The organism is Halopelagius fulvigenes, assembly GCF_042662625.1.
Taxonomy (GTDB): Archaea; Halobacteriota; Halobacteria; order Halobacteriales; family Haloferacaceae; genus Halopelagius; species Halopelagius fulvigenes.
Window position 1 is genome coordinate 529,242 of the sequence record NZ_JBHSXH010000015.1, and the last position, 23,900, is coordinate 553,141.

Here is a 23,900-nt window from a genome sequence, read left to right on the forward strand (position 1 = left end):
CCCGGCGAGTCGGCGAATCGATCGTTGAGCGGTGTTTCATTTCGACCACGACGGAAGGAGGCCACCGAGCAGCGTATGCTTGGCCAGAAACACGTTGCGTCTTTTAAGTACCCCGGCGGGGTACCTCCCGTCGATGCCACACCTGAAACTCGAACTGAACGGAGAGGCGGTCGGAGGGTGGCTCGCGGAGCTCTCGACGGAGTTTCCCGACGACGAGTTTCGGCTCCTGGCGACGCAACTCCGCGACGAAGGCGCGCTTGTCACGCTCGAAGTTCGGACATCCGACGGTGGCGACGTCGTCCGCGAATTCGAAACGACACCCGAGGTGACAGAGATCGAACTCCTCCACACGGATCCGCAGGTCGTACTGCTCCAGTTTCTAACCGGAAGTTCGAAGGCGTACGATCCGCTCTACGAGTCCGGTTGTATCTCCATCTATCCGACGATCCTCCGAAACGGGTGGTTTTCCGTACACGTCGTCGCCGGTCACGAGAGCCTGTCCGCTTACCTTGCGGAGCTGGCGGCGGCGAAAATCCCGTATCGGGTGCGCTCTCTCACCAACTCTCACGAGACCGCCGCGGTACTGACGACCCGACAGCGGGAGTTCGTCGAGACTGCCGTCGAACGGGGGTTCTACGACGACCCCAGAACGTGTACGCTCACCGAACTCGCAGAGACGCTCGGCATCCACAAATCCGCAGCCAGTAGACTCGACACCGTGCGGAAAGTCGGCTGATCACCCACTCTCTCGCCGACGCTGTCCGCTAGGACCGCCAATGGGAGGCCACCTCGACGCATATTCCGGCTCGTCGAACGACTCCTCAGAGCGAGTAGACCGTTCGATACCGGGAATACGGGGCGTCGTTCCTCGAACCCGACGGACGGGTTCATCGCCGAACGGCATCTCGGCGATGGACGGGTGACGTTCGTTCTCCTGCGCCACACCTACCGAGCCCGGACAGCCGGCGGCGGCGAACGGAATACACTTTGCGCGGGCGGTCAACTTCTCTCTCACATGCCTCGGCTGTCTTTCGCTCCGCGTTGGGTTCTGCGGGCGATTCTCGCGCTCGTCGTCGTCGGTTCGCTGGTGGCCGGTGCCGCACTCACGGCCGCGTACGAACCGCCGGAGGTACAGACCGGAACGGTCGAAAGCGCCGCGAACGGGACGACGTACGTCGCCGTCCAAGGCTTCCACTTCCAAGGACAGGGAGGAGAGAAGAAGCCGGCGCGCCTCATCGCGTTGGACCCGAACGCCCAGCCCAAGTGGATATACAACGGGACGAAACGCGGCGCGAGTTGGTTCTACAACGTGGACCCCCTCCCGAACGGGAACCTCCTCGTCGTCAACACCGCCCCCGGGGAGACGATGGTGTACGAACTGAATCCGAAGACGAAGGAACGGGTCTGGCAACAGAACTTCAGCATCGAGGACACCCACGACGTGGACATGATAAACGGCGACCAACTGCTGGTCGCGAACATGCGCAACACCGCCGAGAACGGGACGAGTAACGACCGCCTGTTCATCTACGACCTCTCGGAGGACGAGATCGTCTGGGAGTGGTACTTCAAGAACCACTACCCGAAGAACACGGACGGCGGGATGAGCGAGGACTGGTCGCACGTCAACGACGTGGACAAGATAGGCGAGGGCGAGTACCTCGCCTCCCCGCGGAACTTCGACCAGGTCATCGTCGTCAACCGGTCGACGAAGAACATCACGACGCGACTCGGTTCGGACGACAACCACAGCGTCATCTACGAACAGCACGACCCGCAGTATCTGGAGACCGAGAACGGGACGCCGACGATACTCGTCGCCGACAGCGAGAACGACCGGGTCGTCGAGTACAGTTGCACGGAGCGAACCGACGGAGAGTGTAACTGGGAACGCGTCTGGTCCGTCGGGAAGGGACAACTCAACTGGCCGCGGGACGCCGACCGCCTGCCGAACGGCAACACCCTCATCGTCGATTCGCTGGGGCACCGCGTCATCGAGGTGACGCCGCAGGGCGAAATCGTCTGGGAGGCGTACACGCCGTGGGCGCCGTTCGACGTCGAACGCCCCGCCCACGGGAACGAGGCCGGCGGGCCGACGATGCTCGACCAGAACGTCTCGGGATCGTACAACCTCTCCGGAAGCGCGGGCGAGACGCCCGGCACGGGCGACGGCGCGTCGACGTTCCCCGACCGGTTGACGGCGACGTTCGGCGGGACGCCGGTGGAGGGCCCCGCGACCGACCTCGCACACACGTGGGAGGGCGTCTCCCAGTGGATAAAGCCGGTGTGGATGGCCCCGTGGACGCTGGTGTCGCTCTCCGTCGCCCTCGTCGTCGGCCTCCTCTGGGCCGTCGCCGAACTCCTCTATCAGCGTCGGCGCGTTGTCGTCGGCGTCCGCCGCGGCGTCCAACACCTCCGATAAACGGCTTCTCGGCGGCGACGCGCCGCCGCGCACCCATCAGTCGAACGCCCCGAGATTCGTCTGTCGCCCGCCCGCGGCCGTGCCCGCATCCGCGCCCTCGGCCGCGCCTTCGGCGACCAACAGTCGTCGCTTCAGGTCCGGGCCGCCGTCGGCGGAGAACCCGCCGAGGGAGTCGGCTCCGACGACGCGGTGACAGGGGACGACGAGAGGTATCGGGTTGCGACCACACGCCTGCCCGACGGCGACGGGACTCGTGTCGAGTTCCGCCGCGATATCGCCGTACGTTCGCGTCTCGCCGTAGGGGACGGCCGCCATCGCGCGCATCACCCGCCCGTCGAAGGAGTCGGGGTAGGCGACGCGCAGGTCGAACACCGTCCGGTCGCCGCGTTCGTACTCCGTCACCTGCGCCTCGACGGCGGCGGGCGACGCATCCACGTGCGATTCGTCGAGTTCCACCGGAAATCCGAATATCGAAACCTGCACGGTGTCTATCCGGTGGACGCCCGTCGGGATATCTCTACCCATCCGACGCGTCTCCGCCTTACTCCGGCGTCTCTGTCGCGAGTACCGTACGTCGTCCGCGAGGATAGTAGCCTCGTCGCGCGGCCGGCGGGCGGTAGGGGGTCGATCCGCCTACGCCGAACCGCGTCCGTCTCCGCTCGCGTTCCGTCGTCCGATGCAGTCGGACCCCCTCCGAGTGCGGTGACGACCGAGAATCACCGCTTGAGACCGTGGTATCCCCGAGAGAGGAGGTACTTGCTCGCCGTCGCGATGAAGCCGACGGGGTTCTCCACCAGGCGCGAGAGGTAGTCGTTCCCCTTCCGGTAGGTCCGTTGGATCCGGCCCGGTTGCATCATCTCGTTGCTCCCGTAGCAGAACACCGGCTTCTTCGTCCAGTCGCATATCTTCGCCGCCTGTCGTTCGGAGCTCTCGATGAACAGGGTCGCGCCGGTCGATTCGTACACCTCGGCTTTGTACTCTGCGTGGTTCCCTCGCTCCTGCCGCGTCTCTTTGTCCGGCAGGTCCATCATCACGAGTTCGTCGTACTCGACGCCGTGTTCGTCCAACCACGCCTCCGTCTCCTCGCGGTACTTCTCCAACCGGCAGGTGACGAGCCACCCGATTCGCTGGTTCGGAATCGTCTTCGATTCGACGGTCGAGAGGAACTCCCGGTATCGCTCGCCGTCGTCGTTCTCCTCGGTCGTCGGGTCCCGACAGAGCACGCCGTCGATGTCGACGCAGGCGTTCTTCAGCGTCGGGTGGTGCATCAGGTTCCACTCGAACACCCGCGGCATCGGGACCACCTCACTCCAGTAATCGACGTACTCGTGTCCGCTGGTGGAGATGTACACCGCGCCGTACCGGACGTCGAACGGCAGGTCGGCCCCGTCGAGGCGTCGCCGCGTCTCCCGCATCTGCGCCCCCGAGTTGACCGAGTCGTCCATGACCAGAACGGTATCGACGCCGTCGAGCGACGGCGAGTCGTCGTGTCGGTTCCCCGTCTCGAACACCGTTCCCTCGCAGAGGCCCGCGACGTCCGTCATCGGCACGTCGAGGTGGAGACAGAGGAGTTCGGCCGCCAACATCCCGCTTCTCGGAATCCCGGCAACGAGGTCGATATCCGACGGCAGATCCTGCGCTAACTGTCGTGCGTCGTCGTTGAGTTCCGAGACACTCCGATATCTCATTCTCTTTTTATTACCATATATGAAGATAAAGAAATGATGGCCGTAACGTCTTGTTAACGGATAGGTATCAGACCTCCGCGCGGTGAAACGGTCGGAGCGACGGGGACCGTCTCTCTCCGCCGAGAACCGCCCTCCGGCCCGATACCTTCGTTTACGTGCCGAATAACCGATCGGCAGCGACCGCCGGTTCGCGCTCCGCTCCGCTCGGCGGTCACCAACTGGTATACGTTCGGCCGAACGTCGTACCGGCGTGACGGTTCTCCGAGAGCGACTGTGGAAAAGATCCATTAGGGGGGACGACGCGTACACGGTCGATGGCCCTCTCCGACGTTTTTCTCACCCCCGCGGGACTCGCCGCCCTCCTCCTGGCGGTCCCCATCGTCGTCCTGTACCTCGTCCGCCCGGACCCCCGCAGGGTGGAACTCCCGACGTTCCGCTTTCTCGCGGAGGACCGGCGCGAAGACGCGTCGAACCCCCTGTTCGAGCGACTCCAACGGAGCGTGCTGTTGCTCCTCCAACTGCTCGTCGTCCTCCTCGTCGCGACGGCGCTTGCGACGCCGTACGTCCCCGTCTCGGAGCGTTCGACCGTCGAGGAGACGGTGCTCGTCGTGGACGCGAGCGCCAGCATGGGCGTCCAGTCCGACGGCACCACCCGGTTCGCCCGCGCCGTCTCCGCCGCCCGACGGGAGGTGACCGGAACCACCTCCGTCGTCGTCAGCGACGGGCAGAGCACCGTCGCCCTCCGGCGGGGCGATCCCGGCGAGGCGCGGACCGTCCTCGACGACCTGTCGGTCACTGAGTCGCCGGGCGACCTCCGGTCGGCTATCTCGACGGCGACTGCCGTCGCCGGGTCGGACGCCCGAATCGTCGTCGCGAGCGACTTCGCCGACGACGGCCCGTGGCGCGACGCCGTCCGCGTCGCCCGCAGTCGCGGACTCACCGTGGACCTCCGCCAGTTCGCCGCGGGCGGCAGCGACAACGTCGGCATCGTGGACCGGTCGTTCTCCGGCGGGCAGGTGACCGTCTCGGTGAAGAACTACGGCGACGGGGAGGCGACGAGAACCGTCGCCCTCGGCGGCGAACGGCGGTCCGTGACGCTCTCCGGCGGCGACGTTCGCTCGGTCACCCTCCCCGTCCCCGCCGGCGGCGGCGAACTCCGACTCTCGCCGGGCGACTCCTTCGCCGCGGACGACGCCTCGTACGTCGCCGCGCCGGACGACGCCACGATAGAGGTGTTGGTGCTGACGAACGACGAGAACACGTACCTGACGACGGCGCTTTCGGTCGTAGACGCCGTCGAACTCACGGTGGATAACCCGCCGACGACCGTCGAGGGGAACTACGACGTCATCGTCTACAGCAACGTCGAGAGCGACAGGCTACTGGCCGGAAACGTCGAGGCGGGGCGCGAACTCCTCGCCGACGGCGGCGGCGTGGCGGTTCAGGCCCAAGAGTCAATGCCCGGCAAGTACGGCGACCTGTCGTTGGTGAACCCCGACGGGGTGCGCTCGAACCCGACGCTCGGGCAACCCGACGACGACGCCCTGACGCGCGGCATCTCGTTCCCGCCGCCGGAGTCGTACGTGAACGGAACGCTCCGCGACGGGCGGGCACTCGTCTCCACCACCGAGGGGACGCCGATCGTCGCCACGGCGCGGCGCGGCGAGGGGCGACTCCTCTACTACGGCTACATCGAGAAGCGCTCTGCGTTCAAGTACGACTACCAGTACCCGGTATTCTGGAAGCGCGCGATATACCACCTCGCCGGGCGACCCCCCCTGAGCCAACTGAACGCGGAGACGGGCGACAGGCTCCAGTTCGGCAACGGCACACGGGTGAAGACGCCCGACGGCGCCGTGACGGCGTCGTCGGTTCGGTTGGACGACGCGGGGTTCTACGAGGCGGACGGCGCGCGGTACAGCGCGTCGCTCCTCAGCGAATCGGAGTCGAACGTCGTCGCCGACGACGTGGAGTCGTCCGAGACGGGCGTCGTCGCGCGCGAGGAGTCCAGAACCGTCCCGAACCCGCTCGACCACTGGGCGGCGTTGGCCGCCCTCGTCGGGGTGCTCGGAGAAGTCGCCTACCTCCGCCGCCGGGGTGACCTCTGATGTCGCCCGGACTCCCCGTTTCGACGGCCCCGCAGGCGTCCTTCGAGCTCCCGACGGGCCTCTCGGCGGGCGCGGAGCGGCCGCTTCTCCTCCTCGCACTCCCCGTCTGCGCCCTGCTGCTTTGGGCGCTCGTCTGGCGCGGCGCGACGGGAACCGCCTCCGAGCGAAGCAGGCGGTGGTTCTTCGCGACGCGCCTCCTCGTCGTCGCCCTCGTCGTCCTCGCCGCCGCCGGACCGTACACCGTCGCCTCGCGGGAGACGTCCGGCGACCCGCGGGTGACTGTGCTCGCGGACCGATCCGACAGCACGGCCGTCTCGCCGCGGGTGACGGACCGACTGACGAACGACATCAAGGGCGCGGGCGTGCCCGTGACGGCGACGACCATCGGGAGCGGCGACGCCTCGCCCGTCGGCGACGCCGTCGCGGCCAACCTCCGGGAGAACGGCAGCGTCGTCCTCGTCAGCGACGGCCGCGTGACCGAGGGCCGCAGTCTCGCCGAGGTGGCGGAACTCGCGCGTTCGCTGAACGCAACCGTCTCCGTCGTCTCGCCGCAACCGACGGACCGAGAGCGGTACGTCGCGCTCAACGGCCCCTCGAAGACGAGCGTCGGCGTCGAGAACGAGTTTCTCGCGAGCGTCGACGACGTGGGCGCGGACGCCCCGACGACGGTCACCGTCTCCGTGGACGGCGAACGGGTGGCCGAGCGGACGGTGCAGAACGGCACCGGCGCGTTCGAGTTCGACCACACGTTCGACAGCACCGGCACGCACCGCGTCACCGCGCGAATCGAGGGCGCGGACGACGTGTACCCGCAGAACGACGTGTTCCGAAAGACCGTTCGCGTCGTGGAGAAGCCGACGATTCTGTACGTCTCGCCCGGCGACTACCCGTTCCGGCAGTACCTGAGTGAGGTGTACGACGTGGAGACGGCGTCGTCGGTGCCCGAGGACCTCTCGCCGTACCACGCCGTCGTCCTGCAGGACGTTCCGGCCGAGGGCGTCGGCAACGTCGCCGAGGGAACCTCGGCGGGCGGCCGAGCTTCGCCCGGCAACGTGGACGCCCTACAGGAGTTCGTCATCGACGGGAACGGCCTCCTCGTCGTCGGCGGGCGCAACTCCTTCGAGAACGGCGGCTACGAGGGGTCGTCGCTGGCGTCGATGCTCCCCGTCTCGACGGGCGAGGGGGCGAGTCGGAGCACGAACCTCGTCTTCGCCATCGACGTCTCCGGAAGCGCGGAGAGCGGGATGCGCGTCCAGAAGGCGGTCACCCTCTCGGTCCTCGACCAACTCGGCGACGAGAACCGCGTCGGCATCGTCGGCTTCAACCACAACGCGTACGCGGTGGCTCCGATCCAGTCGCTGGGGAGCAACCGGGCGTCGCTGGAAGACAGGGTGCGGCGACTGCAAAGCGGCGGCGCGACGGACATCGCGGCCGGTCTGCGCGGCGCGGGCGAGATGCTCGGCGAGGATCCCGGGACGGTGATTCTCGTCAGCGACGGCCACGACAAGGTCGGCCCGCCGTCGGCCGTCGCCCAACGACTCCGCGCCCGCGGCGTCCGCGTCATCGCCGTCGGCGCGGGGAAGAACCCCGACGAGGAGAAGCTCCGGACCATCGCGCAGTCCGGCGGCGGCAACTACTTCCGCGCGACGGAGACGAACCGTCTCCGCATCCTGTTCGGCGGGAGCAAGCAGTACGAGGGGTCCGGCCTCACCGTCGTGGACCCCGACTCGTTCGTCACGTCCGGCGTCGAACTCACGGCGAACCCGGGCGAGGTCAACGACGTGTCGGTGCGCCGCGGCGCGGACTTCCTCGTCGCCGCCGACGACGGGACCCCCGCCGTCGCGACGTGGCGGTACGGCCTCGGGCGGGTCGGAACGATCACCGCCTACGGGCCGGACGGAACGCTCGACGGCCTGCTGAGCCGGCCGGACTCGCTTCTGTTGACGAAATCGACGAACTACGTCGTCGGCGACCCGGAGCGAAAGGCGACGGGCGTCGCGGCCATCTCCGACACGCGCGTCGGGTCGCCGACGACGGTGACGGTCCGCGGCGAGGAGCGACCGACCGCCGAGGGCGCGCAGTTCAGACAGGTCAGCGAGGGGCGCTACGAGGCGAGCGTCACGCCGGACGAGGCAGGCTACCACGACGTGCTGTCGGCGACGTACGCCGCCAACTACCGCGCCGAGTACGCCGGATTCGGCCCCGACCCGGCGTTAGAGAGCCTCGCGACGGGGACCGGCGGGAAGGTGTTCCGACCCTCGGAGGGCGCGCGGATAGCCGAGTTCGCCCGCGAGCAGTCCACCCGCGTCCGCCCGGTTCGACAGGACTGGACGTGGGTTGCGCTCCTCCTCGCCGCCCTCCTGTTCGCCGCAGAGGTCGTTTACCGGCGGGTTAAAGTCCGCCGCAGCGGAACGACGGCTGAAGGAGGATTGACATGAGCTTCATCGGTCGCCCGCTGAACGTCGCGTTGGTCGCCGTCGTCTGTCTGCTGTTGACCGGAACGGTCGGCGCGACGATGTTCTACCAGTCGTCGGCGGGCGGTCTCGAACGGGAGAACGAGCAGTTACGCGAACGCAACGCGGAGTTACGGAGCGAGCTGTCGGCGGCCAGGGAGAACGTCAGCGCCCTCAGACAGCGAGTCAACGAGTTGAACCGGAGCCTCTCGCAGACGCGCGGCGACGTGGGACAGGTGGCGAAGAAACTCGAACGGACCGAGGAGATGCTCAACGCGACGGAGGAGGAACTGGCGAACACCGAGTCGGAGCTCCAACGGAAGAGAGAGCAGCTGAACGAGGCGCGGTCGAACCTCGAAGACGCCCGCGAGCGCATCTCCGAGCTCGAAACGGAGGCCGAGACGCTGCGGGCGGAGAACGCGGAACTCGAAGACGAGGTGACCGACCTCGAACGCGACAACCGCCGGCTGAACGAGACGGTGACCCGGTTGGAGACGGAGGTGACGACGCTCGAAGCCGAGAACGAGCGGTTGGCGTCGGACCTCGACACCGTCTGCCGGCAGTGGAACGAGTCCGAGCAGGGGCCGAAACCCGAGGAGTGCCCCTGATGTCGGGCGAGTCCGACGCGGACCCCGAGTTCGAGGGTGACTCCGGGTTCGGGCCGACGGTGACGGACGACGAACCCGCAGGCGGTTCGGAGTCGTCCGCCGCCCGAATGGCCGCCGCACTCGCGGAGGTCCGCGGCGAGGCGCGGAAGGTGGCCGTCGTGTACGCCGCCGTCGACGCGGCGTTCCTCGCCCTCCTGACGAACCTCCTCTTCCGCGTCTTCCGCCCTGCAGCCCTCCCCGAGGCGGTGTCTCTCCCCGCGGCCCTCGCCGGCGGCGTCCCCGCGTCGCTCCCGTTCCCGTCGGTGCTGGGCGTCGCAATCGGCGTCGTCGCCTTCGGCGGCGAGTACGCCCTCCGCGCCCGGAGACCGCTGGTCGAACAGTTCGAGGCGGCGAACCCCGCGGTGAACGAGGCGCTTCGGACCGCGAGAGACGCGTTGGACGACGGCGCGAACACGGAGATGGCCCGCCGCCTCTACGAGGACGTGTTGGACCGCCTCCGCGACGCGTCGAGCGTCGAACTCGTCGGCACCCGGCGCGTCGTGACGACGACGCTCCTCGTCGTTCTTCTCAGCGTCGCGAGCGTCCACGTCGCCGTCGTAGACCTCGACCTGACGGATTCGGTCGTCGGCGTCGGCGGCGACGACTCCACGGACGGCGAACAACGGCCGGACGACGCCAGCGCCGACGACCCGACGGACCTGCGGGACGGCGACCGGATACTCGGCGACGCGGAGGACGTGTCGGCGGGGGACGAGGCGGTGACCGCGACGCTCGAAGGCACCGGCGGCGGAAGCGGTTCCGGCGGCGGCGCGGGGTCGCCCGCCTCCTACGATAGCGGCGGGTTCTCCGGCGACGCGGTGGAGAGCCAACGGGCCGGGTTCGCGCCCGACGAACAGCTCGAAGATGCGGAGCTCATCCGCGAGTACAACCTCCAGATACGAGACGACAGAGACGACGAAGACAATGAATCCTGACGACGACATCGACAGACTACAGGCGAAACTCTCCCGCGTCCGCAGCGAAATCGGCAAGCGCATCGTCGGCCAGTCGGACGTGGTCGAACGACTCCTCGTCTGCGTCCTCGCGGACGGGAACGCCCTCCTCGAATCGAACCCCGGCCTCGGGAAGACGACGCTCGTTCGCACCGTCGCGGAGGTGACGGACCTCTCCTTCTCGCGCGTACAGAACACGCCCGACCTGATGCCCTCCGACATCACGGGCACCGAGATAATCCGCGAGTCCGAGCGGGGCCGGGAGTTCGTCTTCGAGAAGGGGCCGGTGTTCGCGAACCTCGTCCTCGCCGACGAGATAAACCGCGCGACACCGAAGACGCAGGCCGCCCTGCTGGAAGCGATGCAGGAGAGACAGGTGACCGCGGCGGGGGACACCTACGAGCTCCCGAGCCCGTTTTTCATCCTCGCGACGCAGAACCCCATCGACCAGGGCGGGACGTACCCGCTTCCGGAGGCCCAGACCGACCGCTTCCTGATGAAGATACTCGTCGATTACCCCTCGTTCGACGAGGAGAGCGAGATAGTGAACCGCTACGCGACGGGCGCGGCGAGTCCGAACGTCGAACGCGTCCTGAGCCGAGACGAACTCCTCCGGGCGCAGACGCTCGCCCGGCAGGTTCCCGTCGCCGACGATATCCGCGACAGGGCCGTCGAACTCGTCCGCGCGACCAGAACCGCGGACGACATCGAGTACGGCGCGAGTCCCCGCGCGAGCATGTCGTTGATCCTCGCGGCGAAGGCGCGGGCGTTCCTCGCCGGGCGGTCGCACGTGAGTTGGGAGGACGTCCGGGAGATGGCCCCGCCCGTCATCAGACACCGTATCGTCGTCGATTTCCGCGCCGAACGCGAGGGCGTCACGCCCGACGAGGCGGTGAACGCGTTGCTCGCGGACGTCTGACGATGCCCGTCGACCCCGGCTTCCTCGACGAACTCGCGCGCCTCGACGCCTCCTTGAAGCGGCGGTCGGACTCGCCGTTGCAAGGCGAAACCGAGTCCGAGAGCGTCGGCGAGGGGTTGACGTTCAGCGACTACCGCAGGTACGCCCCCGGCGACGACACCCGCCTCATCGACTGGCGCGTCTACGCGCGGACGGAGGAGTACTTCATCAAGCAGTTCGAGGCGGAGCGAAACCTCACCGTCCACGTCCTCGTCGACTCCTCGGCGTCGATGGACTACGGCGAGGGCGACGCCCACAAGTTCGAGTTCGGCGCGAAGATAGGCCTCGGGTTCGCCTACCTCACCGCCGAGGAGAACAACGACTTCCGCTTTTCGACCGTCCGCGACGGGCCGTACCGCCTCGACGCCGGGCGGTCGAACCGCGGCGAACTCCTCTCCGTGATAGACCGGTTGAACGAGACGACGCTCGACGGCGGGGCGGAACTCGCCGCCGCCGCCGAGGAGTACGCCGACACCATCCGCTCGCGGTCGCTCGTCGTCCTTGTCAGCGACTTCCTCGTGGACCCCGAGGAGGTGGCCGAAACCGTCGCCGCCCTCGGCGACAACGACGTACTCCTCGTCAACGTCCTCGCGCCGGACGAACTCGACCCCGGCGCGACCGGCGACACCATCTTCGAGGACCCCGAGTCCCACGAGACGCGGCGGTCGTACTTCGGCGGGTCGTCGGCCCGGCGGTACCGGAACAGACTGGCGGAACACACCGACGCCGTCGCCGAACGGGCGCGCGACCTGCGGGCGGACTACGCCCTCCTCGACACGGGCGAGGACTTCTTCGAGGCGTTCACGGCCGTCTGGGTCGGGTGACCGAGCGACCCCACCCCGGCCGCCCGCGCGCTTTTCATCGGCGCGACCGATATCCGCGCCGTGACACGACCGTACGAGAACGTCGCGGCGCGCCTCGCCGACCTCGACCCCGTTTCGGTCTGCTGTCTCCCCGACGGCAGCGTGGACGACCACTACGAACTCCGATCCGGCGACGAGGACGTCGCCTCGCGGGAGGCGTTCGTCCGGGCCGTCGAGGGCGGCGCGGGGTCGCTTCGACGGCGACGCGCCGCGCGCGAACCCGGCGGACAGGCGGTCAACGCCGCCCGGCAGACCGCCGCGCTCGGCGACGACGCGACCCTCCTCGGCCACCTCGACCACGAGGTGTTCGAACGCCTCGACCCGGCGATAGAGGCGGTGTCGTTCGGGTCGCCATCGGAGGTCGACGTCCTCCGCTTCGAGGAGAGCGACCTGATGCTCGTCGCCGAGTCCGACGATCTCGAATCGTGGTCGGGGGCGGTCCTCCGGTCGGACAGACTGCTCGCGGCCCTCTACGACGCCGACGCGGTGTACGTCGGCAACTGGGCGTCCGCGCCGGGACTCCCGGCGGCGTTCGACGCGGTGGCTGAGGAGGTGACCGATTCGCTCGTCGTCGTGGACCCCGGCCCCCTCGGTCACCTCCCCGACGAGCGAATCGAGGGCCTGTTGGAGGCGCTTCGAGCGGTCTCGGGGTCGAACGAGGTCGTTTTGAGCCTCAACCGCCGGGAACTCGACGTGCTCGCGTCGCACGCGGACGGTTCGGCGGGCGAGGGCGACGAGGAGGACGCCGAGGGGGCCTCGGCGGGCGACCGGACGGAGTCAGGCGACGACGCGGCCCGACTCGCCGCCCTCCGCGAGGCGGCGTCGCTCCGCCTGGCGGTCCTCCACGACGCAGACCGGGCCGTCGCCGCGGGCGTCGGAGGCGGCGAGGGAGGGGACGCCGAGGCGACGGCGGTTCCGAACGCGGAGACGGACCGCGTCGAGACGACGACGGGCGCGGGCGACCGGTTCTCGGCGGGACTCGCGCGCGCGTTGGCCGCCGGATGGTCCGCCGAGGAGTCGCTGGCGCTCGGAAACCTCTGCGCCACCTACCGCGTCGCGACCGGCGGAACCGGCACCGCGACGGAGTTGCGCGCGTTCGCCGACGCGACGTTCGGGTGACCGACGCGACTGACCGCATCCCGCGACTATTTGGGAGTCGGACCGCGACGGTGGAACGTGTCGCACGAACAGGGCCGCCGCGTGGTCGCCCTCGTCTCGGGGTCGCACTTCGTCAACCACGCGTACATGGTGCTTTTGGCCCCCCTCGTTGGCGTCCTCGCGGCGCGGTTCGACGTGGGCATCGCCGCGATAGGGCTCGCAATCGGCGTCCCGCAGGCCGGTGGTGCTCCTCTTGCAACTTCCGTTCGGCTACGTCTCGGATAGCCACAGCCGAACGCTCGTCCTCGTCGCGTCGCTCGTCTTCGGAACGCTCGGCACCGCGACGACGGCGCTGGCACCCTCCTACGAGTGGCTCCTCGCCGCGCAGGTGGTTCTCGGCGTCGGCGTCGCCGGCCACCACCCCGCCCACTACCCCCTGTTGGCCGTCGCCTCCTCCGACGAGTCGCGGGGGAGAGCCTACAGCGCGCACGCGTTCGGCGGGGAGGCCGGACTCGCCGCCCCGTACGCCGTCGTCGGGGTCACCTCCGCGCTCTCGCTGTCGTGGCGCTACGCCGTCGGCGCTCTCGCCGCCGTGGGCCTCGGCTACACTCTCCTCGCTTTGGCCGCGATTCGCGGACTGGCCGACGACATCAAGCGCCCAGCCCCGGCGGACCGCGCGACCGAACGGCCCGCGCTCCGGTCGGTTCCCGGTCGCGTCGCGGCGGCGGGCCGCGCCCTCGTACGTTCGACGGGCATCCTCGGGTTGACCGTCCTCGCCTTCGTCACCTCGGCGGCGGCGTGGTGCATCCGAACGTACACGCCGCAGCTTTTGACCGCGGGCTACGGCGTCGCCGACGGGACGGCGAACCTCCTCGTCTCCGGGATGCTCGTCGTCGGCGCGGTACTCATCCTCTTCGGCGGGTCACTGACGGATCGCATGGGACCGCCGGCGGTGGCGTACGGCGGGTACGCGGCGCTGGCGGTCGTCGCGGCGGCGCTGGCGACGCTGTCGCTCCCCCTCGCCGGTCTCGTCCTCGTGTTGCCGTTCAGCGGCACCATCAGCGTCTCCCGCCCCGCGCGTTCGACGCTCGCGGACCGCCTCTCCGTGCGGAGCGACCTCGGGAAGAACTTCGCCCTCGTGACCGTCGGCATCTCGCTCGGCGGCGCCGTCGCGCCGCCCGCGTTCGGGTACATCATCGACGCCACTGGCGTCGCCGTCGCGTTCGGTATCGTCTCGGGCAGCGCCCTCCTCTGTATCGCCCTCGTCCGCCTGACGCTCCGAACTGCGCCGCCGTCGGTCGCGGCCCCCGCGCCGACGGGCGACGACTGACGGCGACGCACCGTCAGCAAACCCCGAAAATCCGGCGCGCTCGCAACTATCTTCACTATTCTGCGCGTCGTATCGGATACTCGGTGTTTCGAGATGGCAACTACTTCCTCCTCTGCAGTCGAGAACCGACGAACGTTCGAGCGCGTCGCCCGAGAGTTCTGGAACGAACGGGACTACGACGTCGCTGACGACGCCTACGCCGAGGAAATTAGACTGCACACGCAGACGGAACCGGACGTCCTCGAAGGCGTCGAGGCGGTCAAGGAGTTCGCTCGGCGGTACCACGACGCGTTCTCCGACTTCGAGCTCGAACTGTGCGACGTCCGAGCGTCCGACGACGTAGTCTACGGGCGGTACGCCGTCCGCGGCACGCACGACGGAACGCTTCGGAGTCCCGACGGCGACATCCCCGCCACCGGCGAGCGAATCGAACTGTGGGGACTCGTCGAAGCGCGGTTCGAAGACGGCCGGTGCGTCGAAGAGTGGAACAGCACCGACGCCGCGACGATGGCGAGTCAGCTCGGCCTCACGCCGGGAATCGAGTGAAAAAAGCGGCGTTTCGACGTTTCGGCGCGCTAGCCGGACCACTCGCCGCCGATGTCGTTCGTGACCGAGTTCCGCCACTCGTCGAACCCGCGTTCGCAGACGGAACTCTCCCGCAGGTGGATCATGAACCCCTCGCCGGGGTTCTCTAACTCGGTCGTGCAGAACGGACAGACGCTCGGGTCGTCCCACGTGTACGGCAGGACCGAGGGAGTTTCTGTTTCTGACATACGTGCGTGTACACGCTCATTTTATATAAGTATGAGTCCCTAATTGATCATTTTCAGGACGTGTATACACTATATCTCGAAATACGACCGAATATATCTCAAAATACCATCGAGGCGCTTCGAAACGGTAAACTCCGGCGAGAGGATACGATTCGGTCGATGAACTACATGCTGTGGGCCGTTCTCGCCCTCGCCGCCTACTCGCTCGTCGCGCCGCTTATGAGCGTCGCGACGACCGGTTCGCCGAAGATACCGAGCAACGTGGCGGCGTTGATGGCGAACACGGTACTGGTCGCCGTGACGTTGGGCGTCGTCGTCTACAACGACAGCAACGCCGTCGCCTACGTCTCGCACCCGAAGGCGAAGTTCGTCCTCGCCGCGGGCGTCTGTCTCACCGTCGGCATCCTCGCGTACTACCGCGCGCTGTCGATGGGGCCGGTGAGCATCGTCTCGCCCGTCTTCGGGATGTTTCTCGTCCTCAGCTCCGTCATCGGCATCGCCTTCCTGAACGAGTCGCTCACCGCCCGCAAGGTGCTCGGAATCGGCCTCGCCCTCGTCTCTATCTACCTCGTCAGCGTCGAGTGACGCCCCCTCGCGGGACGGAGAGCGGCAACGACTTTTTGCGCGGCGCGCGAACTCCCGCGCATGGTGTTGATGCAGTCAGACTCCGAACTGTCGCACGGGGACGAAGCGCCCTTCTTCTCGCTCCCGGCCGCGGACGGGGAGACGTACGCGCTCGACTCCTTCGCCGACGCGGCGGCGTTGCTCGTCGTGTTCACGTGTAACCACTGTCCGTACGCGGAGGCGAAGCGCGAGGAGTTGAACCACCTCGCCGAGTCGTACGACGGACTCGCCGTCGTCGGTATCAACCCGAACGACGAGGAGGAGTACCCCGACGACTCCTACGAGGCGATGCGCGAACGGGTGGACGAGAGGGAGGTTCGCTTCACCGCCTACCTCCGCGACGAGTCCCAAGACGTCGCCCGGGAGTACGGGGCCGTCTGCACGCCCGACCCGTTCCTCTTCGAACGCACGGACGAGGGGTTCGAGTTGGTCTTCCACTCGCGCATCGACGACGCGATGAGTCCCGACGAGGACCCGACAGACTACGAGATGCGGACGGCCGTCGAGGCGGTGTTGGCCGACGAGGAGATACCTATCGAGGAGACGCCCTCGCAGGGGTGCTCCATCAAGTGGCGCGACGAGTAGTCACTCGAGGTCCAACTCCGAGGCCTGTTGAAGCGCCTCGCGGGCGCTCTCGACGGCGGTCTCCTTCTTCGCCGGGTAGGCTTCGACTTTCGCGCGGAGCGTGAGTCCCCCGCCCCGGCGGACGTCGCCCTTGAACGCGGCCTGTTTGTCCAACCGCATGAACAGCTCGCAGTTCTCGGTCACCCGGTCGTCCAACTCGTCGAGGAGTCCCTCGAAGTCGGGCAGTTCCGAGATGCGCGCGAGGACGTGGCGGACTTCGTCGGCGTTCTCGACGCGGGCCGAGAAGACGATGATGCGGTCGCCGTGGTGGCCGGTGCTGACGGTGCGTTCGACCTCGAACTCCTCGGGGAGGAACGTCCGAAGCGCATCCTCGACGCGCTTCTCGTCTTCGGTCGCGTAACAGAACGTACGCAGGTCTACGTAGTGGAACGGGACGCGCGGCATTCTTCGTCGCCGATTCGCACCGCGCGGGGAAAAGCCCGCTTATTCCTCGTCTTCGTCGGCCGCTTCGAGCTGGTCTTCGGAGATGCCGACCTCCTGTCCGTCGTCGAAGCTCACGGTGTACGTCGGGTCGCCGAACATCGTCTCGACGACCTGCGTGATGGTCCCGACCTCGCCGTCGAACTCGCTGTGTTTGTCGTGCAGGACGACCGTGTCTTCCTTTTCGAAGGACATGGCCGAACGGTCGCTCCGGACGCTCAAAAGTGGACTGATTCACCGACTGCTCCCGTCCGTCCGGCGGGGTCGGCGACGTGAGAATCGGCGTCTTTCCCCGAACGAAGCTACCTTTACTCGTGGGGTCGAATCGCCGCCATGAACGCCACGGACGCCCGAGAAACCCGCCCGCCCGACAGAACCGCACGGAGTCCGGCGGTCCCTCGATATTCGCTCGACGACAGATGACGGTCGACGACCTCTGGTTTCTCGCGGACGAAGCCGCCCAACGGGCCGAACAGGCGTACCACCGACTCCGAGAGCGCCACTCGGGGTTCATCCAGCGGACGCACGCGCGGCACGTCACCAGAGAGCGGTTCCGGACGCTCGCGCGGCGGGTGAAGGCCACCGGCGCGCCGTACGGCGCACAGACCATCGTCCACCGCGACGGCGACGAACTGCTCCTCGTCAGACACGAGGGCGTCGATATGTGGGTGCTCCCCGGGGGCGAACTGCGCGACGGGGAGACGTACCGCGAGGCGGCGGAGCGAGAACTCGCCGAGGAGGCGGGCGTCTCCGCGGACTACCGCGGCCTCGCCATGGCGAACCGCATCGACATCGAGTGCGAGGACCACTCGACGTGGGGCGTCCTCCCCGTCTTCGCCGCGGCGGCGACCGAACTCGACCTCTCGGTGTGCGACCCGGACGGCGAAATCTCCGCGGCGGAGTGGTTCCCCTTCTCGGACCTCCCGGACGACACGCGCGACCGAGACGACATCCTCGCGTGGCGCGACCGGACGCTGCCGTGACGAGCGAGTACGGCCCGGCTCACCGCGGCGCGTCGTCTCCGTCCGCGGGCGTCTCGACGTTCTGCCCCCAGAACCCGGGGTGCTTCGTCACCGTCACGTCGCCCAGAACCCGCGTCCGGCAGGCGAGTCTCAGGCCCGAATCCGCGTCGTGCGGCGGCGCGGACAGACGCCCGCGCTCTCTGGTCCCCGGGTCGGACACCTCGCCCTCGACGGCGACGGCGCACGTCCCGCACGTCGCGTGGCCGCGGCAGTTGAGGAGCCGAGACCGCCCGTTGTGCGGCGTCTCGCCGGCGTCGAGGAGAACGTCGCGCAGGACGGCCCCGCGTTCGCACTCTATCTCCTTCCCTCGGTAGTTAACGACAGGCATAGTTGTGAGTGCGCGCGCCGGACGTAAAGGAGTAGCTCGCGCCGCCTCGGTGGTCCTAAATACCGGGACACCCTCCTGTCGGGTATGCGAACGAGCCGACGTGCCCTCCTCGCCGCGACGGGTGGCGCACTCGCCGCCACGGCCGGTTGCCTCGGAAGTCTCCCCGGTTCCTCGGGCGGTTCGAAACCCTCCTGTGACGTCGGAGAGCAACAGACGGTCCAACAGCTCCCGCGTCCGGCGCTCGGACCCGACGACGCGTCCGTGACGGTGGACGCCTACGAGGACTTCGCGTGCCCTCACTGCGCGACCTACAGCACGGAGGTTTTCCCGAAGATACGCGAAGACTACATCTCCTCGGGCGACATCCGGTACCGCTTCTTCGACTTCCCGCTTCCCGTCAACGAGCAGTGGTCGTGGGGCGGCGCTATCGCCGCGCGGGCCGTCCAAGACCGGACGGACGCCGAGACGTTCTTCGACTACGCCCACGCCATCTTCGAGAATCAGGACAAGCTCACGAGTTCGGGCTACCAACTCGTCCACGACTTGGCGGAGGACCGCAGCGTGAACGGCTGTCAGGTCATGGCCGCCGTCGAACAGGACACCTACCGGCCGGTCGTCGAGGCCGACCGCCAACGCGCCGTGGACAAGGGGTACAGTTCGACGCCCACCGTCGTCGTCGACGGCCAAGCGCTCGATTCCTACGGCTACGACGCCGTCTCGTCGGCCATCGACAGCAAACTCTGAGGGGGACGCGACCCCGAAGGCGGGACGCGCGAGCCACCGCCGAATAATTACTATAATCATAGTAAGTTCGCGAGAAGTTCTTTACGCCCCGGCTGTCATCGGTCGAACGAGATGAGCGCAGATACGGCAGACCGCACGGACGCGACGGGACTCGAAACGGTTCTCCTCGGCGTGGGCGGACGCGACGACGCCCGCATCGACGCCCTCGTCGATGCCGTCGGGGAGATAGCCGCGCCGTGCGACGCGACGGTCGTCGTCGCGCACGTCTTCGATAAGGGTTCCTACAGGGACGCCGTCGAACAACTGCTCGACGCGGAGGGCGAGGACATCGACCCCGACGAACTGGCGTCTCGGATGACCGTCGCTCGGGAGGTGATCGAGCGGTTAGAGCGGGACGGAATCGACTGCGAGCCCCGCGCGACGACCGGAACGAGCGGCGAGGGAATCGTCGCCATCGCGGAGGAAGTCGGAGCCGACCGCGTGGTCGTCGGCGGCCGTCGGCGGTCCCCGGCGGGCAAAGCGATATTCGGAAGCGTGGCGCAGGAGGTGATGCTCGAAGCCCCCTGTCCGGTGACGTTCGTCCGAAATCGGGAGTGAACGGGCCTCGGTCACACCGTCGCCAGTCAGAGCCACGGCACTGCTGTCTCTGAGAATTACGGGATATTTTTTACACGCAAGCGAGTTATTCTTCAGAGATGTCTACAGCTACCATACGCGAGGTCGTACGCGGGGACGGCGACCGGTTCGTCTACGTCGTCTCCGCGTTGGCCGCTCTGAATGGACTACTGTTCGGATTCGACACCGGCATCATCTCGGGCGCGTTCCTGTTCATCCAAGACACCTTCACGATGTCTCCTCTCGTCGAGGGTATCATCGTCAGCGGAGCGATGGCCGGTGCGGCCGCCGGCGCGGCGGTCGGCGGGCAGTTGGCGGACAGACTCGGACGACGGCGACTCATCCTCATCGCGGCGGTCGTCTTCTTCCTTGGGTCGTTCACGATGGCCGTGGCTCCGAACGTCCCCGTGTTGGTCGCCGGGCGACTGATAGACGGCGTGGCCATCGGCTTCGCCTCCATCGTCGGCCCCCTGTACATCTCCGAGATCGCCCCGCCCAGCATCCGCGGGGCGCTCACGTCGCTGAACCAACTCATGGTGACGACGGGCATCCTGCTGTCGTACTTCGTCAACTTCGCGTTCGCCGACGCCGGCGCGTGGCGTTGGATGCTCGGCGCGGGGATGGTTCCGGCCGTCGTGCTCGGCGTCGGGATCCTGAAGATGCCCGAGAGCCCGCGTTGGCTCTTCGAACACGGCCGGAAGGACGAGGCGCGGGCCGTCCTCGAACGGACCCGCGAGGAGGACGTCGACACGGAACTCGAAGAGATCGCAGAGACCGTGAACAAACAGTCCGACAGCGGACTCCGCGACCTGTTGGAACCGTGGCTCCGCCCGGCGCTCGTGGTCGGTCTGGGACTGGCGGTCCTCCAGCAGATAACCGGCATCAACGCGGTCATCTACTACGCCCCCACCATCCTCGAATCGACCGGCTTCGGGGGCGTCACGTCCATCCTCGCGACGGTCGGCATCGGGACGATCAACGTCGTGATGACCATCGTCGCCATCGCCTTGGTGGACCGCGTCGGTCGGCGGCGACTGCTCCTCGTCGGCGTCGGCGGGATGGTCGTCACGCTCGCCATCCTCGGGACCGTGTTCTACCTCCCCGGGTTCGGCGACGTGCTCGGAATCGTGGCGACGATAAGCCTGATGCTGTTCGTGGCGTTCTTCGCCATCGGGCTGGGTCCCGTGTTCTGGCTGCTCATCTCCGAGATATACCCGCTCGCCGTCCGCGGGTCCGCGATGGGGACCGTCACCGTCGCGAACTGGGGCGCGAACCTCCTCGTGTCGCTGACCTTCCCCGTACTGCGGGCCAGCATCGGGACGCCCTCGACGTTCTGGCTGTTCGGACTCTGTAGCCTCGTCGGGTTGGTGTTCGTCCAGCGGTTCGTCCCCGAGACGAAGGGCCGGACGCTCGAAGCCATCGAGACCGACCTCAGAGACAACGTCTCGCTGCTGGACTGACGCGGTTCGCGGAACCTTTTTCGCGCGCTCTCGGCCGAGCCGTCACCCGTCGAGTCCGGGCGCCTCGCCCGTCGGTGTCGGGAGCGACCTGAGTTCCCGCGGCGGGACGAGGAAGTTCCCCCGCCGCTTGACGAAGATGTACTCCAAGATGCCGTTGTTCACTCGCTGGCGGATGGTGGGGATGTCCGTCAGGTCGTCGCCGTTCATCGCCGCCCGCACCTCCTCGAAGTCGGACATCCGACGCTGGAGCGTCGGGAAGTGGAGGCTGGCGGTGTTGTCGTCGGTGGACTCGAAGTGTCGGCGCAGGATGCGGACGTTCCCCTCGGCGTCGCGGTTCGCCCGCGCGGCCTTCTGGGCGTGGCCGACGCGGCCGAACTCCATCGCGTGGTCGCGGATGGCGTTGCGTATCTCCGTCGTCACCCCGCTGTCGTTCCCGAGGTTCTCGCCGACGCCCTCGACGAGTCCCTTCCGGGCGTGGACGGGCGAGAACATCTCCGACACTCGCTCGTCGAAGTCCTGTTCGACGTACCAGTCCTGCAGGCGTTGGCGGATGTTGGCGACGTGCTTCGTCGTCCCGCCCGCGAACGGTCCCGACTCGATGGTGACGTAGTCTTCTGTCGCCTGCGTCTTCGCGAACCCGGCTTTAAAGCCCATGAAGAGCGGCGCCTCCTCCGGGACGGGGTTCGTGTCCGGGATTCCCTTCAGGCCGTCCTGCCTCTCGGCGGGCATCCCCGGCCCGACGAACCCCGTCCGGCGCGAATCGACGGTGAACACGTCCGTCAGCGCCGACCGCATCTCGATTCCGTTGGCGTCGGACTCGCCGCGGAGGGCTTGCTCGGCTTCGAGAACGGCGTCCGCGCGGTCGGAGGCGAGGTGGACGAGGGCGTCCTGCCGGTCGAACTCCGGCGTCTCGAACGACGAGAGCGCGCGCGGTTCGGGCAGGTCGATGCTCTCCGGCAGGGGCGCTTCGAACCGCGAGAAGTACCGCGGCGAGTAGGCGACAGAGTAGATGACGCCCTCGTTGCTCCGTTCGTACGCCTCGTCGAGGGTGGCGAGGACGGACTCGACGGTCCGTCGGTCGTCGTCGCTCGGCGGACCCTCGCCGGGGAGCGTCAGGTAGAGGAGCACCTGATGGCGCGGCAACTCGACGTTGCCGTCGTCGTCCCGTCGGACGAAGTCGTTCCACGCGTGCTGTCTGGACGGGAGCGAGTCGGCGTCGGTCGTCCCCTTCGGAATCGGCTCTCCCCCCTCCTCCTCGGCGCGGTTCATGCAGGCCGAGAGCGCGGACGCCCCGCCGACGGCGACGGCGGCCTTCACGAACTCCCGTCTGGACGTTCCGCCTCCGTCGAACATACCCCGGCTAGGCGTCTGCGGAAAAAAGGGGTTCTGGTGCGTGCCGCGAATACAACGACCGGCTTTTGTCCGACGACGCTAAGTGACGAGTATGGACGGACGACGCGGCGAACGTGCGCGTCTGGCGCTCGCGGTGTGGGCGGTGTTGGTCTCGCAGGTGCTCGTCTACCCCGGCGTGTCCGACCTCGTCGTCGCCCTCGGCGGCGGGGGGGACGTGAACGCGGGCATGTGGTTCCTCGTCGCCGAGTTCGCGGCGTTCGTGCTCTTCGCCGGCGTCTGGGGGGCGGCGAGCGACGCCCTCGGACGCCGCAGACCGCTGGTCGTCCTCGGGGCACTCGGCGGCGCGGGCGGCTATCTCCTTCTCGCGGCCGCGCCCTCCCTCGGGCTCTCGTTCGCCGCTGTGCTCCTGATCCGCGCCCTCGGCGGCGCGATGACCATCGGCGCGTTCTCGCTGTCGATGACGGCGCTGGCCGACCTCGCGGGCGGCAACGGGCGCAACATGGGCGCGGCGGGCATCGCCATCGGCCTCGGGGCGGCGCTGGGCTCCGTCGTCGGCGGGCGACTCGCTGACATCGACCCGCTGTACCCGCTGTACGGCGCGGCCGCCCTCCTCGTCGTCGCCGCCGCGCTCGTCGCCAGCGCCCCCGACCGGACGCCCGACGGCGTTCGACTCCAGGTGGGGCCCGCGCTCTCGCGTCTGAGCGAGAAACCGGCGCTCGCCGTCCCGTACGCCTTCGGGTTCATCGACCGCATGACGGCGGGCTTCTTCGCCCTCGTCGGCGTCTACTACTTCCGGGAGACGTTCGGCCTCGACGCGTTCGGCGCGGGACTCGCGCTGGCGGCGTTCTTCTTCCCCTTCGCGCTGTTGCAGTACCCCGCGGGGGTCCTCTCGGACCGCGTCGGGCGGTTCGTTCCGGTCGTCGTCGGGTCGCTCTGCTTCGGGTTCGCCATCGTCGGCGTCGGACTCGCGCCGACGCTCGAACTCGCCGTCGCCGGGATGGTCGTCGTCGGCGTCTTCGGCGCACTCGTCTCGCCGGCGACGATGGCGCTGGTCGCCGACGTGGCCGCGCCGGAGGAACGCGGGGCGGCCCTCGGCGGGTTCAACATCTTCGGCAGTCTCGGCTTCCTCGCGGGGTTCGTCGTCGGCGGCGTCGCCACCAGCACCGCGGGCTACCTCGCGGCGTTCCTCGCCGTCGGCCTCTCGGAAGTCGCCATCGCCGTCGTCGCCTCGCGGGCGGTCAGACGCCTCAGTTCGACGCCGACGGGCGGAGCGTCGCTCTCGGCGGACGACTGACCCGTTCGCCGCAGCGACGCCGACCGAAGCGGGCGAAATTCGCCGCTCGCAGCCGGAAAACTGTTCGTTCGTCCACGCCTCCTCCGCCGACCATAAATGTGA

Annotated in this window: 26 protein-coding genes; 19 read left to right on the forward strand and 7 right to left on the reverse strand. The window is 68.1% G+C overall.

Going from position 1 to position 23,900, the window contains the following annotated elements; translation table 11 throughout:
• The first annotated feature begins 31 nt into the window (after positions 1 to 31).
• Entirely contained in the window at positions 32 to 736 is a 705-nt protein-coding gene (locus tag ACFQEV_RS12785) for a helix-turn-helix domain-containing protein (RefSeq protein ID WP_379696599.1), read from the forward strand.
• Positions 737 to 1,015: 279 nt separating this feature from the next.
• Positions 1,016 to 2,422 carry an arylsulfotransferase family protein gene (locus ACFQEV_RS12790; RefSeq protein ID WP_379696602.1) on the forward strand — a complete coding sequence of 469 codons (1,407 nt, stop codon included), beginning with the start codon at positions 1,016 to 1,018 and terminating at the stop codon, positions 2,420 to 2,422.
• A 36-nt stretch (positions 2,423 to 2,458) separates the two neighbouring features.
• Here the strand turns inward: ACFQEV_RS12790 and ACFQEV_RS12795 are convergent, their stop codons facing one another.
• Complete coding sequence (locus ACFQEV_RS12795) at positions 2,459 to 2,905, reverse strand: methylated-DNA--[protein]-cysteine S-methyltransferase (RefSeq protein WP_379699857.1); 447 nt, start codon at positions 2,903 to 2,905, stop codon at positions 2,459 to 2,461.
• 233 nt (positions 2,906 to 3,138) lie between these two features.
• Positions 3,139 to 4,110 (reverse strand): orotate phosphoribosyltransferase, encoded by a 972-nt coding sequence (locus ACFQEV_RS12800; protein ID WP_379696605.1) that lies wholly within the window; start codon positions 4,108 to 4,110, stop codon positions 3,139 to 3,141.
• Between the two features lie 314 nt (positions 4,111 to 4,424).
• Between ACFQEV_RS12800 and ACFQEV_RS12805 the strand changes: the two genes are divergently transcribed.
• From ACFQEV_RS12805 to ACFQEV_RS12845, 10 genes are all read left to right on the forward strand, one after another.
• Positions 4,425 to 6,218 (forward strand): DUF7408 domain-containing protein, encoded by a 1,794-nt coding sequence (locus ACFQEV_RS12805; protein WP_379696608.1) that lies wholly within the window; start codon positions 4,425 to 4,427, stop codon positions 6,216 to 6,218.
• Positions 6,218 to 8,656 carry a VWA domain-containing protein gene (locus ACFQEV_RS12810; RefSeq protein ID WP_379696610.1) on the forward strand — a complete coding sequence of 813 codons (2,439 nt, stop codon included), beginning with the start codon at positions 6,218 to 6,220 and terminating at the stop codon, positions 8,654 to 8,656. The genes ACFQEV_RS12805 and ACFQEV_RS12810 overlap by 1 nt, the downstream gene beginning before the upstream one ends.
• A complete protein-coding gene (locus ACFQEV_RS12815; protein ID WP_379696613.1) occupies positions 8,653 to 9,279 on the forward strand; it encodes a hypothetical protein in 627 nt (208 codons plus the stop codon). The genes ACFQEV_RS12810 and ACFQEV_RS12815 overlap by 4 nt, the downstream gene beginning before the upstream one ends.
• Positions 9,279 to 10,253: a DUF7502 family protein gene (locus ACFQEV_RS12820; protein WP_379696616.1), complete on the forward strand. Its 975-nt coding sequence runs from the start codon at positions 9,279 to 9,281 to the stop codon at positions 10,251 to 10,253. The genes ACFQEV_RS12815 and ACFQEV_RS12820 overlap by 1 nt, the downstream gene beginning before the upstream one ends.
• Entirely contained in the window at positions 10,243 to 11,190 is a 948-nt protein-coding gene (locus tag ACFQEV_RS12825) for an AAA family ATPase (protein WP_379696619.1), read from the forward strand. The genes ACFQEV_RS12820 and ACFQEV_RS12825 overlap by 11 nt, the downstream gene beginning before the upstream one ends.
• Before the next feature lie 2 nt (positions 11,191 to 11,192).
• The gene (locus ACFQEV_RS12830) at positions 11,193 to 12,053 is read left to right on the forward strand and encodes a DUF58 domain-containing protein (protein ID WP_379696622.1); all 861 of its coding nucleotides are present in this window, start codon (positions 11,193 to 11,195) and stop codon (positions 12,051 to 12,053) included.
• Between the two features lie 60 nt (positions 12,054 to 12,113).
• A complete protein-coding gene (locus ACFQEV_RS12835; RefSeq protein WP_379696625.1) occupies positions 12,114 to 13,211 on the forward strand; it encodes a PfkB family carbohydrate kinase in 1,098 nt (365 codons plus the stop codon).
• 57 nt (positions 13,212 to 13,268) lie between these two features.
• Complete coding sequence (locus ACFQEV_RS19930; RefSeq protein ID WP_465261211.1) at positions 13,269 to 13,475, forward strand: hypothetical protein; 207 nt, start codon at positions 13,269 to 13,271, stop codon at positions 13,473 to 13,475.
• Positions 13,444 to 14,520: an MFS transporter gene (locus ACFQEV_RS12840; protein WP_465261212.1), complete on the forward strand. Its 1,077-nt coding sequence runs from the start codon at positions 13,444 to 13,446 to the stop codon at positions 14,518 to 14,520. The genes ACFQEV_RS19930 and ACFQEV_RS12840 overlap by 32 nt, the downstream gene beginning before the upstream one ends.
• Positions 14,521 to 14,613: 93 nt before the next feature.
• Positions 14,614 to 15,066 (forward strand): ester cyclase, encoded by a 453-nt coding sequence (locus ACFQEV_RS12845; RefSeq protein ID WP_379696628.1) that lies wholly within the window; start codon positions 14,614 to 14,616, stop codon positions 15,064 to 15,066.
• 29 nt (positions 15,067 to 15,095) lie between these two features.
• On the opposite strand, the gene ACFQEV_RS12850 is transcribed toward ACFQEV_RS12845, so the two are convergent.
• On the reverse strand, positions 15,096 to 15,293 hold the full coding sequence (locus ACFQEV_RS12850; protein WP_379696631.1) for a DUF7501 family protein: 198 nt from the start codon (positions 15,291 to 15,293) through the stop codon (positions 15,096 to 15,098).
• Between the two features lie 159 nt (positions 15,294 to 15,452).
• Here ACFQEV_RS12850 and ACFQEV_RS12855 point away from each other — a divergent pair, with 159 nt between their 5' ends.
• Together ACFQEV_RS12855 and ACFQEV_RS12860 are read left to right on the forward strand one after the other, a co-directional pair.
• A complete protein-coding gene (locus ACFQEV_RS12855; protein ID WP_379696634.1) occupies positions 15,453 to 15,878 on the forward strand; it encodes an EamA family transporter in 426 nt (141 codons plus the stop codon).
• Positions 15,879 to 15,938: 60 nt separating this feature from the next.
• A complete protein-coding gene (locus ACFQEV_RS12860) occupies positions 15,939 to 16,502 on the forward strand; it encodes a thioredoxin family protein (RefSeq protein WP_379696637.1) in 564 nt (187 codons plus the stop codon).
• Here the strand turns inward: ACFQEV_RS12860 and ACFQEV_RS12865 are convergent, their stop codons facing one another.
• Positions 16,503 to 16,946: an RNA-binding protein gene (locus tag ACFQEV_RS12865; protein ID WP_379696640.1), complete on the reverse strand. Its 444-nt coding sequence runs from the start codon at positions 16,944 to 16,946 to the stop codon at positions 16,503 to 16,505.
• A 39-nt stretch (positions 16,947 to 16,985) separates the two neighbouring features.
• The gene (locus tag ACFQEV_RS12870; protein WP_379696643.1) at positions 16,986 to 17,177 is read right to left on the reverse strand and encodes a DUF1918 domain-containing protein; all 192 of its coding nucleotides are present in this window, start codon (positions 17,175 to 17,177) and stop codon (positions 16,986 to 16,988) included.
• A 224-nt stretch (positions 17,178 to 17,401) separates the two neighbouring features.
• Here ACFQEV_RS12870 and ACFQEV_RS12875 point away from each other — a divergent pair, with 224 nt between their 5' ends.
• Entirely contained in the window at positions 17,402 to 17,965 is a 564-nt protein-coding gene (locus ACFQEV_RS12875) for an NUDIX domain-containing protein (RefSeq protein ID WP_379696646.1), read from the forward strand.
• Positions 17,966 to 17,984: 19 nt separating this feature from the next.
• Here ACFQEV_RS12875 and ACFQEV_RS12880 read toward each other — a convergent pair whose 3' ends face one another.
• Positions 17,985 to 18,332 carry a 2Fe-2S iron-sulfur cluster-binding protein gene (locus ACFQEV_RS12880; protein WP_379696649.1) on the reverse strand — a complete coding sequence of 116 codons (348 nt, stop codon included), beginning with the start codon at positions 18,330 to 18,332 and terminating at the stop codon, positions 17,985 to 17,987.
• 84 nt (positions 18,333 to 18,416) lie between these two features.
• On the opposite strand from ACFQEV_RS12880, the gene ACFQEV_RS12885 reads away from it, so the two are divergent.
• From ACFQEV_RS12885 to ACFQEV_RS12895, 3 genes are all read left to right on the forward strand, one after another.
• On the forward strand, positions 18,417 to 19,076 hold the full coding sequence (locus ACFQEV_RS12885; RefSeq protein WP_379696652.1) for a thioredoxin domain-containing protein: 660 nt from the start codon (positions 18,417 to 18,419) through the stop codon (positions 19,074 to 19,076).
• Positions 19,077 to 19,187: 111 nt separating this feature from the next.
• The gene (locus tag ACFQEV_RS12890) at positions 19,188 to 19,673 is read left to right on the forward strand and encodes a universal stress protein (protein ID WP_379696654.1); all 486 of its coding nucleotides are present in this window, start codon (positions 19,188 to 19,190) and stop codon (positions 19,671 to 19,673) included.
• Positions 19,674 to 19,771: 98 nt separating this feature from the next.
• Positions 19,772 to 21,151 carry a sugar porter family MFS transporter gene (locus ACFQEV_RS12895; RefSeq protein ID WP_379696657.1) on the forward strand — a complete coding sequence of 460 codons (1,380 nt, stop codon included), beginning with the start codon at positions 19,772 to 19,774 and terminating at the stop codon, positions 21,149 to 21,151.
• 42 nt (positions 21,152 to 21,193) lie between these two features.
• Here ACFQEV_RS12895 and ACFQEV_RS12900 read toward each other — a convergent pair whose 3' ends face one another.
• Entirely contained in the window at positions 21,194 to 22,504 is a 1,311-nt protein-coding gene (locus ACFQEV_RS12900; RefSeq protein WP_379696659.1) for a DUF7405 family protein, read from the reverse strand.
• Between the two features lie 91 nt (positions 22,505 to 22,595).
• Here ACFQEV_RS12900 and ACFQEV_RS12905 point away from each other — a divergent pair, with 91 nt between their 5' ends.
• Positions 22,596 to 23,798, forward strand: coding sequence for an MFS transporter (locus ACFQEV_RS12905; RefSeq protein ID WP_379696661.1), 1,203 nt, complete (start codon positions 22,596 to 22,598; stop codon positions 23,796 to 23,798).
• The last annotated feature ends 102 nt before the right edge of the window (positions 23,799 to 23,900 follow it).